At 66.4% G+C, this 18,185-nt stretch carries 14 protein-coding genes and 1 pseudogene; 9 read left to right on the top strand and 6 right to left on the bottom strand.

Annotated features, from left to right (window positions below; genetic code table 11):
• The first annotated feature begins 117 nt into the window (after positions 1-117).
• The 3 genes from ABFX29_RS09080 to ABFX29_RS09070 are packed head-to-tail and all read left to right on the top strand — an operon-like array spanning position 118 to position 2,116.
• A complete protein-coding gene (locus tag ABFX29_RS09080) occupies positions 118-498 on the top strand; it encodes a GntR family transcriptional regulator (RefSeq protein WP_152226739.1) in 381 nt (126 codons plus the stop codon).
• On the top strand, positions 495-1,424 hold the full coding sequence (locus tag ABFX29_RS09075) for an ABC transporter ATP-binding protein (RefSeq protein ID WP_152226737.1): 930 nt from the start codon (positions 495-497) through the stop codon (positions 1,422-1,424). The genes ABFX29_RS09080 and ABFX29_RS09075 overlap by 4 nt, the downstream gene beginning before the upstream one ends.
• Positions 1,421-2,116 carry a hypothetical protein gene (locus ABFX29_RS09070; protein WP_152226735.1) on the top strand — a complete coding sequence of 232 codons (696 nt, stop codon included), beginning with the start codon at positions 1,421-1,423 and terminating at the stop codon, positions 2,114-2,116. The genes ABFX29_RS09075 and ABFX29_RS09070 overlap by 4 nt, the downstream gene beginning before the upstream one ends.
• A 77-nt stretch (positions 2,117-2,193) precedes the next feature.
• Here the strand turns inward: ABFX29_RS09070 and ABFX29_RS09065 are convergent, their stop codons facing one another.
• The 3 genes from ABFX29_RS09065 to ABFX29_RS09055 are packed head-to-tail and all read right to left on the bottom strand — an operon-like array spanning position 2,194 to position 9,307.
• Positions 2,194-5,658, bottom strand: a complete 3,465-nt coding sequence (locus ABFX29_RS09065) for an ATP-dependent helicase (RefSeq protein WP_152226733.1) — start codon at positions 5,656-5,658, stop codon at positions 2,194-2,196.
• Positions 5,655-8,894, bottom strand: a complete 3,240-nt coding sequence (locus ABFX29_RS09060) for an ATP-dependent helicase (protein WP_152226730.1) — start codon at positions 8,892-8,894, stop codon at positions 5,655-5,657. The genes ABFX29_RS09065 and ABFX29_RS09060 overlap by 4 nt, the downstream gene beginning before the upstream one ends.
• Positions 8,891-9,307, bottom strand: a complete 417-nt coding sequence (locus ABFX29_RS09055; protein WP_152226728.1) for an MGMT family protein — start codon at positions 9,305-9,307, stop codon at positions 8,891-8,893. Before ABFX29_RS09055 ends, ABFX29_RS09060 begins: the two co-directional genes overlap by 4 nt.
• Positions 9,308-9,377: 70 nt before the next feature.
• Here ABFX29_RS09055 and ABFX29_RS09050 point away from each other — a divergent pair, with 70 nt between their 5' ends.
• The 6 genes and pseudogenes from ABFX29_RS09050 (at position 9,378) to ABFX29_RS09025 (ending at position 15,054) form a co-directional block, all read left to right on the top strand.
• Entirely contained in the window at positions 9,378-10,187 is an 810-nt protein-coding gene (locus ABFX29_RS09050) for a 3'-5' exonuclease (RefSeq protein WP_152226727.1), read from the top strand.
• A gap of 230 nt (positions 10,188-10,417) precedes the next feature.
• Positions 10,418-11,398 carry a methionine ABC transporter ATP-binding protein gene (locus ABFX29_RS09045; protein WP_152226724.1) on the top strand — a complete coding sequence of 327 codons (981 nt, stop codon included), beginning with the start codon at positions 10,418-10,420 and terminating at the stop codon, positions 11,396-11,398.
• Positions 11,395-12,072 (top strand): annotated as a pseudogene (locus tag ABFX29_RS09040) (methionine ABC transporter permease); the annotation flags it as partial. The gene ABFX29_RS09045 and the pseudogene ABFX29_RS09040, both read left to right, overlap by 4 nt.
• A 252-nt stretch (positions 12,073-12,324) precedes the next feature.
• On the top strand, positions 12,325-13,164 hold the full coding sequence (locus ABFX29_RS09035) for a MetQ/NlpA family ABC transporter substrate-binding protein (protein ID WP_152226720.1): 840 nt from the start codon (positions 12,325-12,327) through the stop codon (positions 13,162-13,164).
• 136 nt (positions 13,165-13,300) lie between these two features.
• Positions 13,301-14,239 carry an ABC transporter ATP-binding protein gene (locus tag ABFX29_RS09030; protein WP_152226718.1) on the top strand — a complete coding sequence of 313 codons (939 nt, stop codon included), beginning with the start codon at positions 13,301-13,303 and terminating at the stop codon, positions 14,237-14,239.
• Complete coding sequence (locus tag ABFX29_RS09025) at positions 14,236-15,054, top strand: ABC transporter permease subunit (RefSeq protein WP_152226716.1); 819 nt, start codon at positions 14,236-14,238, stop codon at positions 15,052-15,054. The genes ABFX29_RS09030 and ABFX29_RS09025 overlap by 4 nt, the downstream gene beginning before the upstream one ends.
• Before the next feature lie 81 nt (positions 15,055-15,135).
• On the opposite strand, the gene hemL is transcribed toward ABFX29_RS09025, so the two are convergent.
• The 3 genes from hemL to ABFX29_RS09010 form a co-directional block, all read right to left on the bottom strand.
• Entirely contained in the window at positions 15,136-16,452 is a 1,317-nt protein-coding gene (gene hemL, locus ABFX29_RS09020; protein ID WP_152226714.1) for a glutamate-1-semialdehyde 2,1-aminomutase, read from the bottom strand.
• Complete coding sequence (hemB, locus tag ABFX29_RS09015) at positions 16,452-17,435, bottom strand: porphobilinogen synthase (RefSeq protein WP_152226712.1); 984 nt, start codon at positions 17,433-17,435, stop codon at positions 16,452-16,454. Before hemB ends, hemL begins: the two co-directional genes overlap by 1 nt.
• Positions 17,432-18,185 (bottom strand): uroporphyrinogen-III synthase (locus tag ABFX29_RS09010; RefSeq protein WP_346038486.1); only part of this gene is annotated, 754 nt, incomplete at its 5' end. The genes hemB and ABFX29_RS09010, both read right to left, overlap by 4 nt.

The raw sequence follows: 18,185 nt of genomic DNA, 5'->3' as shown, positions 1-18,185 counted from the left end.
CAGGCGGGTTTTTTGCTGCGTGGCTTCGCTAAAACTCCTGGAGAAACTTCTTGACCAATCCGACGGTCCTATGGTTAGTTAGTCAAGTAATGAACCAGTGAAGGTGGGCGGGACTCAGTGATCGATGACAGCAAGCCGATCTTCCAGCAGATCGCCGAACGAATCGAAGGGGACATCCTCGACGGGGTACTCCCCGAGGAGGGACAGGTGCCCTCAACCAATGAGTTCGCGGCCTTCTACCGGATCAATCCGGCTACGGCTGCCAAGGGCGTGAACCTGCTGGTTGATGAAGGGCTGCTCTACAAGCGCCGCGGAATCGGAATGTTCGTCGCGCCGGGGGCCCGGGCAACCGTCCTGGCCAAGCGGCGGGACCAGTTTTACCGCCAGTACGTCCAGCCTCTGAATCTCGAAGCCCGGAAGCTCGGGATAGGCATGGAGGAACTCTCCACCCTTATCCAACGCAGTGCCGCTGAACACGAAGGGACCCCGGCACCATGAACGTCATAGAAACGCGCGGACTAACGCGCCGCTACAAGGACCAGACCGCCCTGGACAACGTCACCCTGGACATTGCTCCCAACCGCATCTACGGACTTCTTGGCCGCAACGGGGCCGGGAAGACCACCCTGATGTCCATCCTGACCGCCCAGGGGTTCGCCAGTTCAGGGGAAATCCGGGTCTTCGGCGGAAACCCGTTCGAAAACGAGCACATCCTCTCCCGGCTGTGCTTTGTCCGGGAGTCGCAGAAATACCCTGACGACTTCACCGTGCGGAACGCCCTGGACGCGGCCGCCATGTTCTTCCCCAACTGGGACGCGGACCTGGCCCAGACCCTGCTGGAAGACTTCCAGCTACCCCGGCCCAGGAAGCACCGGATCAAGAAGCTCTCCCGCGGACAGCTCTCCGCCGTGGGTGTGATCATCGGGCTGGCTTCCAGGGCCGAGCTGACCTTCTTCGATGAACCGTACCTAGGACTCGACGCCGTTGCCCGGCAGCTCTTCTACGACCGCCTGCTCACGGACTTCGCGGACCATCCCCGCACGATCATCCTTTCCTCCCACCTGATCGATGAAGTGGCCAACCTGCTCGAGCACGTCATTGTCATTGACCGCGGCCGCATCGTGATGGATGACGAGGTTGAGGCGATCACAGGCTCCGCCTTCGCGGTAGCCGGCAAATCGACCACTGTGGAGGAGTTCGTCGCCGGGCGGCCCGTGCTGCACCGGGAGGGACTCGGCGCACTGGCCTCCGTCACTGTGGACACACCACTGTCCGCCGATGACAGGCAGAGGGCCCAGGCCCTTGGCCTGGAACTCGCACCCGTCTCGCTGCAGCAGCTCATCATCCGGCGCACGCTCAAAGCCAACGAACACTACGGCTCCCATGAGGAGAATAACGAGAAGGATCTGGAGGTCCTGCGATGAACCGCCCCCTCGCCGTCGCGCGTATGCAGCTGCTGAACAAATGGCTGTACCTTGGCATCCCGGGAATCATCATCGCCTCATCCACGCTTATCGCCATCGCAATCCTGGCGATGGTCCCTTCTGACGACGGCGAAGGCACCAGGATGGCGTTCTCCGGCCAGGCGGTCATGTGGTATTTCCTGGCGGCAGGCGTCCAGTCGCTGAGCCTGACCTTCCCGTTTTCGCAGGCCATGAGCGTCAGCCGCCGGTCCTTCTATATCGGAACACTGGGACTGTTCTCAGTCCTGGCACTCGCGCTGGGTGTCCTGTACTGGCTCTTGGGACTGGTGGAGCAGGCAACGAACGGCTGGGGAGTCGACGGGAACATCTACGCACTGCCGTGGGTCGTTGAGTCTGCCTGGTGGGTCCAGATCCTGCTGTACTTCGCGCTGACCATCCTCCTGTTTATGTTCGGTTTCTGGTTCGCCACCGTTTACCGGCGCTGGAGGACCACGGGCCTGGTAGCCGCCCTCGTCGGTTTCGGGCTGATTCTGCTCGGTGCGGTGGCCGCGGCCTCCTACACGGATTCGTGGGCCTCAGTTGGCGCCTGGTTCATGCAGCTGACTCCCCTCTCGCTCTCCGGCTGGCTGTTGCTCGGCGGTGTGGTGCTGGCGGCAGGTTCCTACGGAACACTTCGCCGGGCTACGCCCTAGGCCTCCCCCAAGAACACAGCAGCGCCGCCATCCGGAAGGACGGCGGCGCTGCTGTGTTCCAGGGCGCTCCCTGCGTTTTAGGGCCTCCCCTGTCCTGCGGAGTCGATAATGATCCGTTCAAGTTCGGCTTCCCCCAGCAGGTTGTGGGGACGAATCACCTTGTCCGCGGCGACGTAGTAGAACGCGGCACGCACCTTTTCAAGGGGAACGTTCTTGAGCCGGGCCCAGGCCAGCCGGTAGACGGCCAGCTGCACCGAGCGGACCGCCAGCTTGTCCTTTGAAGGCGGGGCGCCGGTCTTCCAGTCGATGAGGTCCCAGCCGCCGTCGTCGTCCTGGAAAACGGCGTCGATCCGCCCCCGGACCACCACGGAATCCACCCGGGTTTCCACGGGCACCTCAATGTAGGCCGGTGTCCGGGACGCCCACTCCGAGGCCTCAAACGTCGCGACCATGTCTTCGAGCTGATAGGCCTCGTCAACGTACGCGTCCGCTGCACCCGGATTCTCGTCGATATCGAGCATTCCGCTGCGGCCGAAGTACTCCTCGATCCACGCGTGGAACGCCGTTCCCTTCCGTGCCGCCATGCCCGGCTCGCGCGGAACCGGTCGGCGCAGCTGCCTGGTCACTGCCTCAGGATCGTCCTGCAGGTCCACCAGCATTGAGGCGGAAATGTGGGCTGGCAGCTCCACCTCCATGACCTCGTCCGGGGCCCGGTGCCGGGCCAGGACGAGTTCAACGTCCCTGCCCCAGCGGCTGGGTTCAAAGACACCGGCATCCCCGGCGTCGGCCTGCCCGCCGGCGTCGGTGTTACCCGGGTCCAGCTCGGTCTGTGCCGGGGCGGCGGCCGCTGCCAGGACGGCGGAGGCTGCGGCTTCCATGGCTGTCCGCCGCTGGGCCGGCAGCGGGTCCTTGGGCCAGCTGGCCCGTTCCGCAACTGCGTTGGCAGGGTTTTCATCCCCCTGGTCTTCCGGTTCGAGCCAGGAGAGCAAATGGAAGCCGGGGGCACCTGCCTTGCCCAGTTCGTAAAGTTCAAGCTGGTAGCGCGAGGCTTCAGTGGGCTTGGTCCGCCCTCCACCCCAGGCACTGGAGGTGCAGAAAAGAATGTCCTTGGCACGGGTGAACGCCACGTAGGCGAGGCGCCGTTCCTCGCGCTCCGCATGGGCACGGGCGTCGTCGGCAAAGAGTTTTTCTGCGTCCAGCCAGGATTTCTGGTCCGGCTGTTCCCAGTCCCATTGGGGCAGGTCGGGTCCGTCACCGCGCAGATGCCAGGGAACCGCGGCGTTGCCGCTGCTCCAGCGTGAGTCCTTGTCATTCGGAAACTGGCCTTCGGAGAGGCCGGGCACGGCCACCACGTCCCATTCCAGACCCTTGGAAGCGTGCACGGTCAGCAGCTGGACCGCTTCCCGCGAGGTTTCAAGGGCAGTGACCGGAAGTCCGTTCTCTTCCTCGTCTGCCACTTCCAGCCAGGCGAGGAACGCTGCGAGGTCCACGCGGTCCGCGGAGGCGCTAAACGTAGCCGCGGCGTCGATGAACGCGTCGAGGTTCCGCCGGGATTCGTGAATGCTGATGCCAGGTTTGGCGGCAACCTCGATGTCCAGCAGGATGCGTCGCTCCACTTCGCCGATGAGCGTCGTGAGGTCTTCTCCCACATAGGCACGGAGTTCGCGCAGCTCATCGCGCAGCGCTGACAGGCGTGCGAGTCCCTCCGGTGTGAGCGAGCGGCCGGCGCTGGAGGTCCAGCCCGGTTTGGGCAGGTAATCCACTGCCTCGACCAGGCTGCCGGCCTCCGCAAGGTCGGTTTCGACGACGGCGGCACCGCTTTCATCCGGTCCGTGCACCTCGGCGATCTCCCGGACGTTCATCGCTCGTTCGCGTACCCGGACCAGGTGCCGGGACCAGTCTGCCAGTGCCATCAGGTCTGCAGGACCGATGCGCCAGCGGGCGCCGGCGAGGATGCGGAGCATTGAGTCGGAACGTCCCGGGTCGCTCAGGACGCGCAGCACGGCGAGCAGGTCAACGATCTCCGGAGTTGAAAGCAGGCCGCCCAGACCCACGATCTGCACGGGAATGCCCAGGTCTTCCAGTGCCCGGCGGATGGGATCAAACTGCTTTTTACCGCGGCACAGCACCGCTACCGTCGGCGGCAGGGCGTTGCCCCGGCCGTCCGTCTCATGGCTGGGGTGCCTGAACCACTGGGAGCGGACATTGGCGATCTGGGCGGCGAGGGCCTCGGATTCTCCGACACTGACGGTTCCGTCCGGCAGGGTCACCGTTTTCTCACTGAGGTACCGGCCCAGGTATACGTCCCCCACCGGAGGTTTCGGCTTGGCCTGCAGTTCGGGGACGTCCAGGGGCATTCTGGCTCCGGGCCAGGGCGCCGGTTTGTTCAGCGGTCCGGAGACGGCGTTGGCGGCAGCCAGGATCGACGTCGAGTTCCGCCAGGCAACGGACAGGTTGGCCACACCGGCCGGTGTCCGGCCGCCTTCAGGCAGAAGGCGGGGGAAGTGTTCACGGAACGTCCCCAGCTGTCCGGCCGAGGCACCGCGGAATCCGTAGATGGACTGGTGCGGATCGCCTACGGCCGTGACAGGTGTCCCGTTACCGAACAGGGTGGAGAAAAGCACCATCTGGGCGTGGGAGGTGTCCTGGAACTCGTCCAGCAGCACCACCTTGTACTTGGCGCGCTCCATTTCCCCGGCCTCCGGGATTTCCTTGGCAATCCGGGCAGCGAGAGCCACGAGGTCGCCGAAGTCCAGCTGCCGGCGTTCAGCCTTGGCCCGCTGGTAGGCCTCCACGAGTTCCGTCACGGACATGCGTGTCTGCAGCTTGGCCACCAGGTCCCTGACGCCCTTGGCAGCGGCCTTTGTTTTGCCCGCCTGATAGGGAAGCGCCAGCACCTCGTCCAGGTGGTGCTGGATCTCGGCACGCACCCGGGCGGGGGTCAGCAGGTGCTCTGAACACTCCGAAGCCATCTGCAGCACGGCGTTTACCAGCGTGGACTTGGCGGCTGTGAAATGTTCGTAGTCGCCGGTGTAGGCCTCCACTACCTCGTTGGCCAGCTGCCAGGACTGAGCACCGCCCAGCATCACTGAATCCCGTTCGACCCCGATCCTCAGGCCGTAATCGTTCACGATGCCGTTGGCATAGGAGTGGTAAGTGGAGACCGCTGCTTCCAGCTGGGCGTCTGCGGCGTCCTCTCCCAGCTTCCGTTCCAGCAGCCGCAGCCTGCCGCGGATACGGCTGGCCAGCTCGCCGGCGGCCTTTCGGGTGAAAGTGACGCCCAGGATCTGCTCCGGCGCCACCAGCTTGTTCGCGACGAGCCAGACCACGCGGTCGGCCATGGTCTTGGTCTTTCCGGACCCTGCGCCCGCCACCACCAGCAGCGGCTCCAGCGGCCCCTCAATGATCTCCTGCTGCGCAGCAGTGGGGTACTGCACCTCATCCGGCGGGCCGTCATGCAGCAGCTCCGCCAGCTGGCGTGCCGAGAACTTCGGCAAGGCCGGCGTTCCGGCGTCCACGCCGCCGCTCACGTCCAGCGTCATTCGGTGACCTGCTTTCCTTCGGTGCACAGCGGGCAGATTTCCGGCAGCCGGCAGCCGTGGCCCCCGTAGCCGCTCCGGGCCGGATCGTGGACGGTGTCGAACGAGTCAGCGGACATCAGGGCCGCGGCCTCTTCGATCATGGCCAGGGCGCTCTTGTCCTCAGCGCCCAGCGGAGGCTGTTCCTGCACGGAGACCCCCTTGGAGGTGGTTCCGAGCTGCACCAGGGCGGCCCCGCCGGGAACAGCAGGAACATCCTCAAGTGCGCCCTGCCGGACAGCTTCCTGGTAGGCGGCCAGCTGCGGGTGTCCTTCCAAATCGGCTTTTTTGGGAGCGGACTTTCCGGTCTTAAGGTCCACGATGTAGGCCCTCCCGGCGGCATCCTGTTCCAGCCGGTCGATCTGTCCGCGCAGCAGCGCTGTCCGGACGGCACCGCGCACCTCCACCGGAATGGAGGCTTCGAAATCCTTCTCCACGGCGATCAGGCTCCGGCCTCCCCTTCGCATTTCGATGACGTACTCGGCGAGCTTGCCCACCATGGCCTCGGCCCGTTTGAGGTCCACTTTGCCTTCCCAGGAATCCTTCATGCCCAGGGACGGCCACCGCCGCCGCAGTTCCTCCGTGTATTCGCTGCCGGTGGCATCGGGCATTTCCTGGGCGATCGAGTGCACCAGGGTTCCCAGGGACCGGGCGAAGTCAGTGGCCTGTTCCCCGCCCACGGCTGAAACGAACCAGCTCAGCGGAGACTTGGTCACGGCATCGACCTTTGAGGGCGAAACCGGAATCGGAGCATCGGGCGGAAGTACCGGCCCGGTGCTGGAAAGAGGCAGCAGCCCCCACCACTGACGCGGGTGCGCCCCGGGGACGGGCACCGGGTGCCGGAGCATCCGTCCGAGGTGCTGCGCCGCTTCGCGGGCGTCCTGCGGATGCGTCTCTGCCTGCTGGGCATGGGCCCGCAGTTCCGCCACAAGGGAGCGCAGCGTCAGCGGGCGCAGGACCTCGGTGCGGGGACGCACGGCCACGCCGTCGGGCAGCGGATCGACCAGGTCCAGGAACTGCGAGGGCTGCTCGTCTTCCGATGACACGGCGGTGCAGACCAGTACATCCCGGGCACGGGAGAGCGCCGTGGAGAAGCTGCGCAGTTCGTCATAACGGGTGCCCTGCATCAGCGTCTGCGGACTGCGGGTGCTGCGGTAGTCCGTATCCGGGAATTCGACGGCGGCCACCAGGTCGCCGCTGCCCAGCAGCTCGCCGCGCAGCCGGAGGTTGGGCCAGACGCCCTCCTGGATACCCGCAACAATCACTACCGGCCATTCCCGGCCGGCCGCACTGGCAGGTGTGAGGAGTTCAACGGCGTCGCGCTGCTGTGCCCGCGCTGCCAGCGTGTCCATGGGCAGTTCGGAGCTGGTCAGGTAGTCGAGGAACTGCTCCGGAGTGGAACCGGGCAGCTGGTCTACGTAGCGTTCAGCTGTTTGGAACAGTGCCATGATCGCGTCCAGGTCCCGGTCTGCCCGGAGCCCGGTGGACCCCCCGGAGAGTGCGGCTTCGGCCCATTTCTTCGACCATCCGGAGGTGGACCACAGCGCCCACAGCACCGTCTCGGCGCTGGCACCGGGCTGCGCAGCTGCGTCCCGTCCGGCACGCAGCATCGCCGCAAGCCGCTTGGCTGAACCTGCTTCCCAGCCCAGTCCGGCGAGCGCCAGTCCGGCGTCGGACAGCGGGTCCACCAGCGCTTCGACCAGCAGGGCATCGGAGCTGCGCCCGCCCCCGGCCCGCAGTTCTTCCCGCCGCAGGGCCTGCCGCAGCCGGCGCAGGTCCAGCGAGCCTGCTCCGCCGATCCGTGAGGTGAGCAGCGAGACAGCCAGTTCCGGGGTGAGGAGTTCGGGATTGAGGACGACGGCGAAGGCGTCCAGCAGGGGCCGCACAGCCGCCTCGTCCCGCACCGCTTTCTCAGCTACCGGGACCCGCACTTCGATGCCCTGGCTGATGAGGTAACGCTGGATCCGGGCCAGCTGGCCGCCGGTCCGCACGATCACGGCGATGTCTTCCAGGCGCCTGCCGTGGAGCAGCTGTTCCTCAAGGATGCGCTGGGCAACATAGCGCTGTTCGTGCATGGGTGAGTCGACTACGTGCGCTGCAGCGGACGGGGCAGCGCCGGGAGCCGGGGAACCGGCATCCCCCGGGACGCGTCCGGACGCAGTACGGGCCGGCGGAAGCCCCGGGACGACCGAGATCCGCGAGGCGGTCCGGTGCCAGGCCGCGGCCACGGGACCGGCAAGCCGGTGCTGGGTCCTGAGCACCGCGGTTTCCAGGTCCGGGCCCAGCACCGTCCGGAGCTCTCCGAGCAGGTCGGGGCGGGCACCGCGGAATCCCTGGACAACAGTGTCCGGGCTTGCGGTGACCACGGCGTCGCGCCCGTGAGCCAGGATTCCCAGCAGCCGGTAAATGGATCCGTTGGCTTCCTGCAGGTCGTCAACAAGGACCAGCTGCAGCCGGTCATGTTCGGCTGCGAGGAACTGCGGCTCTGAGACCAGGATGTCCGTCGCAGTGGTGATAATTCCGGCCGGGTCAAAGGCCTCCGGCATCCGCAGGTCAAGGACGTCCCGGTACTCGGCGTACAGCGCAGCAGCGGCAACCCAGTCCTGCCGGTCATACCGGTGTCCAAGGTCTTCAAGGTCCGCCGGCGCCAGGCCAAGTTCGATCACGCGGTCAAACAGCTGCCGGATTTCCTGGCGGAAACCGCGGGTGCCGAGTGCCAGGGAAAGGGATTCCGGCCACGGCAGCTGCGGCACACCGTTCTGGCCGTGTCCACCCAGCAGTTCCTTGATGATCACGTCCTGTTCCGCACCGGACAGCAGCTTGGGCGCACGGGTCACATGCGGCAGCAGGCCTTCAGCCTTGGCCCTGCGGATCACGTCGAAGGCGTAGGAGGCCCAGGTTCGAGCCGGTGCAGCGCTGATGGTGCGTTCCAGCCGGGCGGAGAGGGCATCCCTCAGTGCGGCGGCGGCCAGCCGGGAAGGTGCCAGCAGCAGGACACCGGCGGGGTCGAGTCCGCCGCGCTCAATGCGTTCCACCGCAGTTTCCACCAGGACCGTCGATTTGCCGGTTCCCGGCGCTCCCAGGACAAGCAGGGGCCCGCTCCCGGCAGGACGCTCGACGGCGGAACGCTGGTCAGGGCTCAGCTGCGGCGCGGGAAGGCCGGCTGCCGCGGGCGGGACCAGACGCAGGTTGATGCTCATACCTCCACTTCACCATGCCCCGGTGACATTCCCGGGTTAGCCGGCGCTGCGGCGTCACCGAGCTGGCTCCGCAGAGTGTCCAGCACAGTCCAGTCAGAGTCCTCCGGCTGCCAGCGGGCATCCCCGATACGCACGCGGTACCCGGACCCGTCCGGCTCAACCCGGCCCTTCAGGGGCGTTCCTTCCTGCAGGTAATGCGCCCAGGCCCGGTGCTCGTGGCATGCCGGCGGCCGGCCCGAAGACCGGATGACCCGCCACCATGGAACGGAGCCTCCGGAACGGGCCATCACCGTCCCCACCTGCCTCGGGCCTCCCGCACCCAGGAGCTCGGCGATATCTCCGTAGGCCAGGACCCGGCCCGGCGGAATGAGCGCGGCTACCGCCAGCACTGCTTCCTGAAAGTCCTCGCGCATGCTTCCAGCTTAGCGATGCCCGGCGCGCTGATTCGGGGCAATGTCGGTGCCCGCAGGTAGGTTTGAATACATGTTGAGCTGGCACGAACTCCCCCGAGCATCCTTCGACCTGGAAACCACGGGACGGGATCCCCAGCTCGCGCGCATCGTCACGGCGTCGATCATCTTGGTCGACGGATCAGGGAATGTCCTTACCCATCACGAGTGGCTCGTGGACCCCGGCGTCGAAATCCCGGCGGAGGCTGCTGCCATTCATGGCGTCAGCACTGAGAAGGCCCGCAGTGAAGGCATCAGCGCAGCCGAGGCCGTCCGGCAGATCAGTTCCGTCCTGGCCGAAACATTCGCCGCCGGCATCCCGGTCCTGGCCTTCAACGCTTCGTATGACTTCACCGTCCTGGCACGCGAAGCCGAGAGGCACGGCTGTACCGCTCCGGTCCCGTTCCCCGTCATTGATCCGTACATCATGGACAAGCAGGCGGACCGCTTCCGCCGAGGCAAGCGGACCCTGACCGCCATGGCCGAACACTACGGCGTGGCCTTCGACAACGCCCACACCTCCGCAGCAGACGTCATGGCCACCCTTGCCGTCGGAGCTGCCGTGGCCGCTGCCTTCCCTGTCATGGCGCAGGATGCCCGAACCATGCACGCGCTGCAGGTGCAGTGGGCCGCGGAGCAGGCTGCCAGTTTCCAGGCCTACCTGCGCCGCCGTGATCCTGAGGCCATCATCGACGGCTCCTGGCCGCTAAAGCCCGCGCCGGTGGATGCTCCCGTCCCGCTTGTGCCCGCAGCGGTGCAGCTCCCAACGGTGCCGGCCGCAGCCGCTCCCGCCCTCGTGGAGGAAGCGGGAGGCCAGCTGGTGCTGGAACTCGCACCGCGGTAGTCCGGCAGCGCGTCCGGAGCAGGCCCGGCGGATTTCAGGTACGCGGGCCCGCCCGCGTAGCATTGACATATTCACGACAGTGTCAGGCGCTGATGGCGCCCGGGCGTCTATGAGCGCCCCGTGTCACGCGATTGGCAGGCACTTCCCGCACAGCCGGGCCATTGGCGTCCCCTCCCCCGGACTGTTTCCTGCACGCACACCCCATCGACGTACGCAGACATTGAGGATGAATGATCACAGTTACCGACCTGCGCAAGGTCTACCGCCAGGGTTCCCGCGATGTGGTGGCCCTGGACGGCGTTAGCATGAGCGTTCCCAAGGGTTCGATTCACGGCATCATCGGACATTCCGGTGCCGGCAAGTCCACCCTGGTCCGCTGCCTGACGCTGCTTGACCGCCCGACGTCGGGAACTGTCACCATTGACGGCCGGGAACTGACCAACGTCAGGGATTCCGAGATCCGCCTGGCCCGCCGGCGCATCGGCATGGTCTTCCAGCACGCCAACCTGATGGACTCACGCACGACTGCGGCGAACGTCGCCCATCCGCTGGAGCTCGTAGGCACTCCCAAGCGGGAGATCGAAAAGCGCGTCACCGAGCTGCTGGCCCTGGTTGGCCTGCAGGATTTCGCCGGTGCCTACCCGGCGCAGCTCTCGGGCGGGCAGAAGCAGCGCGTCGGCATCGCCCGCGCCCTCGCCGCCCACCCCGACGTCCTGCTCTGTGATGAACCGACGTCGGCCCTGGATCCCCGGACAACGGACGAGATCCTGGACCTCATTTCCGAACTTACGAACCGGCTGGAACTGACCGTCCTGATCATCACGCACGAGATGAACGTGGTGAAGCGGATTTGCGACTCGGTCTCCCTGCTTGAAGCCGGACGGGTTGTGGAACACGGTCCGCTGCAGGAAGTTGCCTCGCATCTTGGCGGCCGCCTGGCCAAGGCCCTCATTCCGCTGCCCGCCACTCCCCCGGTGCCCGGCGGCCCGGTAGTGGAACTGCTGATGGTCGGAGAGCACGCAACCGAGCCGGTACTCTCAGGCCTCACCCGCCGTTTCGACACGGACGTGAACGTCCTGGCCGGCAGCGTTGAAACCCTCGCCGGACAGCGGTTCGGCAGACTGCGCGTACAGCTTGATGAACGGATCGATATGGATGCTGTCCAGGCCTATCTGGCTGATCAGGGCGTTTCCGTGGAGGTGGCACCATGAACCTGTTTGAAGAACTCGCCAACAATCCCGGCATCACCAAGGCCCTGCCCGAAGCCATCACCGACACCCTCCTGATGGTTGGCGTCTCCGGCTTCTTTACCGTCCTTGTCGGGCTCCCGCTGGGCATTTTCCTGCATACCTCCGCTCCCGGCGGACTGCGGCCCATGCCGGTGACCAACCGGATCCTTTCCGACATCATCGTCAACATCACCCGGTCCATTCCGTTCGCCATCCTGATGGTGATCCTGATTCCCTTCTCGCGGATCGTGACGGGATCATCCATCGGCCCGCTGGCCGCGTGCGTGCCGCTGAGCATCGGCACCATACCGTTCTTTGCCCGGCTGGTGGAAACCTCCCTGCGTGACGTCGCCGGAGGCAAGATCGACGCCGCGCTGGTCATGGGATCCACCCGCATGCAGGTGATCCGCAAGGTCCTGATGCCCGAGGCCCTGCCCGGCCTGGTTGCTGCACTGACGACCACGCTGGTCACCCTGGTGGGTTACTCCGCCATGGCCGGCATCATCGGCGGCGGCGGCCTGGGCCGGCTGGCGTACAACTACGGCGTGCAGCGCTTCGATACTGCCGTCATGGTGGTCACGATCGTGATCATCGTTGCGATCGTCCAGATCATCCAGCTCGCCGGCGACTTCGCGGCCCGCCGCGTGGACCACCGCTCCGCCGCCGGCACTACCCGCCGTCGCCGTCCGGCCCGCACCGGAGCCGGCGCTGCGGCACCTGCCGCCCCTGCAGGCACACCGGACGCTGAGCCTGCAGCCGGGGACTCCCGGACCCGGGTCTAAACCCGGAGCCTTCCAGTTTTCCGTCCGGTGCCCTGGCCCCGGACGGGACCTGCAGCCAGTAGCCGCTAGCTGCACAACAGCCTTCCCGGGACTCCCGGGCAGGTCTTTCGAAAGGAAACGCATCCGATGCGGAAAGCATTTTCACTCGTGGCCACCGGCGTGGCCGCGGCTCTGGCGCTGACGGCTTGCGGGGGTTCTGAATCCTCCTCCAGCGCTGTTGAGAGCCTCGATCCCGCCAACCCGGTCACACTGACTGTGGGCGCCAGCCCGCAGCCGCACGCCGTCATCCTGGAATACGTGGCGGATAACCTCGCCGCCGACGCCGGACTGGAACTCGAAGTAGTTCCCTTCGATGACTACGTGACCCCGAACATTTCGCTGGACGACGGCTCGATCGACGCCAACTACTTCCAGCACCTTTCCTACCTCGAAGCCCAGATCGCAGACCAGGGCTACGACTTCGAGCACGGCGAAGGCATTCACATTGAGCCCTACGCCGTGTTCAGTGACAAGCACAAGGACATCGCCGACGTCGAAGACGGCGCCCGCGTTGCCATCACCAACGACCCGTCCAACCAGGCACGGGCACTGGCCCTGCTTGAGGACGCCGGCCTGCTGAAGGACGTCCCCGAAGACGCCTCGGTGATCTCGCTGACCGACGAGCAGAACCCCATGAACCTGGACTTCGTGGAGAACCAGGCCGAACTGCTTGTCAACGATCTCTCCGATCCCACCGTGGATCTGGCCATCATCAACGGCAACTACATTCTTGATGCCGGCCTGAACACTGATGATGCCCTGCTGGTGGAGTCCCTCGAGAACAACCCGTACGCCAACCTGCTGGCTTGGAAGGCCGGCAGCAAGGATGCACGGATCGATAAGCTCGAAGAGCTGCTGCACTCCCCGGAGGTCAAGGCCTTCATCGAGGAGAAGTGGCCCAACGGTGACGTCACCCCGGCCTTCTAATCCGGCTTCACTCTTCATCGAAATATGAGAAACTGCCCGTATCCCTCCCGGATACGGGCAGTTTCTGCTATTTCGGGAGTTCAACCTGCCCGGAGCGGAGCTAGCATAATGTCCACTGCCGAGTGGGAGGTGCCGAATGCCGCCGGTCATAGAAACCCGGGCGCTCACCAAGCGCTACGGGTCCCGCACGGCCGTGGATTCACTGGACCTGAGTGTCCAGCCTGGATGTGTCTTCGGGCTGATCGGCCCCAACGGCTCCGGAAAGACCACCACCCTGCGGATGCTGCTCGACATCATCCGGCCTTCGTCGGGCCAGGCCCTCGTGCTGGGCGTTCCGCCACGGGCCGGAGGTCCTGCTCTGCGCCGCCGAATCGGCTACGTTCCCGGAGACCTGCGGCTCAACGGGCGGGCGAGTGGCCGGACCCTGCTGGAGCACTTCGCGCAGATCAGCGCACCGGTTCCTGCCGGACGCTTTGAAACACTCGCTGAACGGCTGGGCCTGGACCTTTCCCGGCCGGTGCGCTCCCTGTCCAAGGGCAACCGGCAGAAACTGGGACTGGTGCAGGCCTTTATGCACGATCCGGACCTTTTGGTCCTTGATGAACCCACCAGCGGCCTCGATCCCCTGGTCCAGCGTGAATTCCTGGAAATGGTGGCCGAGGCGCGGGCTGCGGGCCGCACCGTACTGCTCAGCTCCCACGTACTCAGCGAAATCCAGCACAGCGCGGACCAGGTTGCCGTCCTGTCCCTGGGCAAAGTGGTCGCGCAGGGTGATGTGGCGTCCCTACGGCTGAACCGTCTGCGCCATGTGAGGGCGTCAGTAGCAGCTCTCCCGGCGACGGAGTCGACACTGGAGAAGGACCTCGCTGCCGCGGGACTGCAGGGAACCGTGACTCGGCAGGAGGGAACCGCCCACGTCCAGGGCACACTGGAGGGCGGCGTCGATACCTTCATCAAGGTGCTTTCACGGCACCGGGTGCTGGATCTGTCGGTGGAAGAGCCCGATCTGGAGGAATCCGTGCTGCGGCTGTACGGCCGGCCCGACGCCGCGGACACTCGACCGGGTCCGGCATGAGCCCGCACGCGGCGTTTACACCAAAACCGCTGCCGGTCTTCCGCAGGGCAGTTGCCGATTCGTGGCGCTCCACCCTCATCTGGACCCTGGCCCTCACTGCCGTGCTGCTGCTCTACCTTCCGCTCTACCCCTCCATGAACGGGGCGGACATGCGCAGCCTGATCAGTTCGCTACCGCCTGAGCTGGTCAATGCCCTGGGCTACGAGGACATCCTTTCGGGTCCGGGTTACGTCCAGGCCACGTTCTTCGGGCTGCTGGGGTTCGTTCTCATTACTGCGGCCGCCGTGTCCTGGGGAAGCGCCGCGGTTGCCGGAGCAGAGGAATCCGGACGGCTGGAGCTGGTCCTTTCCCACGGCGTCGGCCGGGTCCGGTACGCCTTGGAGTCGGCGCTGGGGATCCTGGTGCGGCTGCTCTGGTTCGCTGTGGTCACAGCCGTGCTGGTCCTGGCCCTCAGCGGCCCCTCCGAGCTTGGGCTGGAGGCCACGAACGTTGCCGCAGCGGAGGCAGCATGGCTTGGACTGGGATACCTGGCCGGCAGCATCGCGATGGCAGTAGGTGCCCTCACCGGCCGTCGGACCGCGGCGCTGGGCACCTCCGCGGGCGTTGCAGCCGCGGGCTATGTCCTGAACGCATTGGCGAACCAGAACCCGGACCTGGACTGGCTGCGGACCTTCTCCCCCTATTCCTGGGCTTACCGGAACGATCCGCTGGCGGAGGGCTTCGACTTTGCCGGACTGGGACTTCTCGCCGCAGCGTGCGTGCTCTTCACGGCCGTGGCGGTGGAGGCGCTGAACCGCAGGGACATCCTGGGCTAGCCACCCCATCGAAATGGCAGAAACTGCCCGTATCAGTGCTGATACGGGCAGTTTCTGCCATCTCGTTTATGGAGGAGGACGCTACGGCTGGGCGGCCGCCGCTGCCTTCGCGGCTGCCGGCAGGGCCGCCAGGATCCGGTCCATCGCCGCGTCATCATGGGCGCCGGAGAGGAACCAGGCCTCGAAGACCGACGGCGGCAGGTAGACACCCGAATCCAGCATTGAGTGGAAGAACGGCTTGAACCGGAACGCATCCTGTGCCAGCGCGTCGGCGTAGTCGTGGACCCCGTGTTCCGCAGTGCCGAAGGCGATGCTGAACAGGTTGCCGGCACGCTGGACGCTGTGGTTCACGCCTTCAGCGGACAGCGCATCGGAGACAGCCTGGGACAGCTGGGCCGAGCGGGCATCGATATTTGCGTAGACCTCCGGAGTTGCCGCGGTGAGCGTGGCCACGCCCGCAGCCATGGCAATCGGGTTTCCGGACAGGGTGCCTGCCTGGTACACCGGACCCAGCGGCGCGAGGTAATCCATCACCTCGGCCCGGCCGCCCAGGGCGGCTACGGGCATGCCGCCGCCAATGACCTTGCCGAAGGTGTACAGGTCAGGGGCCCAGCCTTCCTTCTCCCCGGTGAGGCCCCAGTAGCCTGCCGGAGAGGTGCGGAAGCCGGTGAGGACTTCGTCCAGGATCAGCAGGGCGCCGTGGGCGGCGGTGATGCGGGACAGTGCCGCGTTGAAGCCCTCGGACGGGGTGACAACACCCATGTTGGCCGGAGCTGCTTCCGTGATGACCGCAGCGATGTCCGCCCCGTGCTGGGCGAAGGCGGCTTCCACGGCAGCGACGTCGTTATACGGCAGCACCAGGGTTTCGGCGGCGGTGGCTGCGGTAACCCCTGCCGAACCGGGCAGTGCCAGCGTGGCGACCCCGGATCCCGCAGAGGCCAGCAGTCCGTCCAAGTGGCCGTGGTAGCAGCCGGCGAACTTGATGACCAGGTTCCGGCCGGTAAAGCCGCGGGCCAGGCGAACAGCCGTCATGGTGGCTTCAGTGCCGGTGGAGACCATGCGCAGCCGCTCGACGGGCTTCACCCTGTCCATGACCAGTGCTGCCAGTTCTGCCTCCGCCGGGGTGGAGGCGCCAAAGGAGAGCCCGCGGTCGACGGCGGAGTGCACGGCTGCCAGGACGTCCGGGTGGGCGTGCCCCACCAGGGCCGGTCCCCAGGAGCAAACAAGGTCCACGTACTCGCGGCCTTCGGAGTCGGTGACATAAGGGCCCTTGGCGGAAACCAGGAAGCGCGGGGTGCCGCCCACCGAGCCGAAGGCACGCACGGGTGAGTTCACGCCGCCGGGCATCAGGGCACGGGCACGGTCAAAGAGCTCTTCAGAGGACACAGTCTGGGTCATTACTTGCTTTCCTTCAGCCAGGCAGCCAGCTCGGCGGCCCAGTACGTGAGAATGATGTTGGCTCCGGCACGCTTGATGCCGAGGACGGATTCTTCAATGGCGCGGCGGCGGTCGATCCAGCCGTTCGCAGCCGCAGCTTCGATCATCGCGTATTCACCGGAGATCTGGTAAGCCGCTACGGGAACCGGGGACATGGCAGCCACGTCCGCCAGGATGTCCAGATAGCTCATGGCCGGCTTGACCATGACCATGTCGGCGCCTTCTTCCAGGTCCAGTTCCACTTCCAGGAGCGCCTCGCGCCGGTTCGCGGCATCCATCTGGTAGGTCCGCCGGTCACCCTTGAGCTGGGAGTCAACGGCTTCGCGGAACGGGCCGTAGAACGCAGAAGCGTACTTCGCCGCGTAGGCAATCACCGACACGTCCTGGAATCCCGCTTCGTCCAGCGCCTGGCGGATGACGGCGACCTGGCCGTCCATCATGCCTGAAGGACCCAGCACGTGGGCTCCGGCGCGGGCCTGTTCGACGGCCATCCGGCCGTAGATTTCAAGGGTCGTGTCATTGTCCACGACGCCGTTCTCGTCCAGCACTCCGCAGTGGCCGTGGTCGGTGAACTCGTCCAGGCAGACGTCGCTCATGATCACCAGGTCGTCGCCGACTTCGGCGCGGACGTCGGCAATCGCTTGGTTCAGGACGCCGTTGGGGTCTGTCCCCGCGCTGCCTGCGGCGTCGCGCTCGGCCGGAATGCCGAACAGCATGATGCCGCCGACGCCGAGCTCCACGGCTTCGGCCGCTGCGCGCTTGAGCGTTTCGGTGGTGTGCTGCACAACGCCGGGCATCGAGGTGATGGGGTTCGGCTCGCTCAGGCCTTCGCGGATGAAGGCCGGAAGCACGAGTTCGGCCGGATCCAGGCGGTATTCGGCGGTCATCCGCCGCATGGCCGGTGTGGTCCGCAGCCGGCGGGGGCGGTGCTGGGGGAAGCTCATGGCTGTTCTCTGCCTTCCGGGTCAGGGTATTGGAAATTCGGGGCGGCGAGTGCCGCGTGCACGGCGTCTGCTATGCCGGCAGGGGTGGGGTGCTCTGCCGTAGCTGCAGCGGGGTGGCCCAGGCCGGCCAGCTCAGCGGCTGTGGGGTCTCCGATGGCAACAAGCACTGTGGTTCCAGGCTGAAGGGCGTCGCGGACAAAGCGCCTCGCGGTGCTCGGTGAGGTGACGACGACGGCGTGGGCGCGGGCGCGGGCCGTTTCGGCGTCCGCTTCCGCCGCGGCCGCCCAGGCGCGGTAATCCGCCGGGGTCATCAGCGTTTCCTCCGGGTAGTTCACCGGCGGGATGATCCGCCGGTCCCCCGGAGCCGGATAATCCACGGTCTCATAAGCGGGCACCGCGGCTACGTCCCAGCCGGCGGCGGCGAGCGAGGTCCGCAGGAACGGATTGGCAATATCTGCCTGGGGCAGGAAGACCCGGTTCCGCCCCGGGCCCGGGACGGGCCAGAGTGCGGCAAGACCGCGCGCGGACTGGTCCCGGGCAGGAAGCAGGTCTGCAGTAATGCCGGCGGCTTCCAGGGCGCGGCTGGTTCCGGAGCCCACTGCCGCCACCGAGGTGCCGGTGCACAGCTCGGCCAGTGTGCTGCCGGCAGCTTCGGCAGCAGCGCCAAGAGCCTGCACCGTAGTCGCGGAGGTAAGGATGATCCAGTCGAACTCCCCCCGGCCAAGTCCCTGCAGGCCTGCGGACACCGGC

The organism is Arthrobacter gandavensis, assembly GCF_039528575.1.
In the GTDB taxonomy this organism is placed as follows: domain Bacteria; phylum Actinomycetota; class Actinomycetes; order Actinomycetales; family Micrococcaceae; genus Arthrobacter_B; species Arthrobacter_B citreus_B.
Note: the sequence above shows the minus strand (reverse complement) of the source record. Positions and strands in the feature narration are given on the sequence as shown.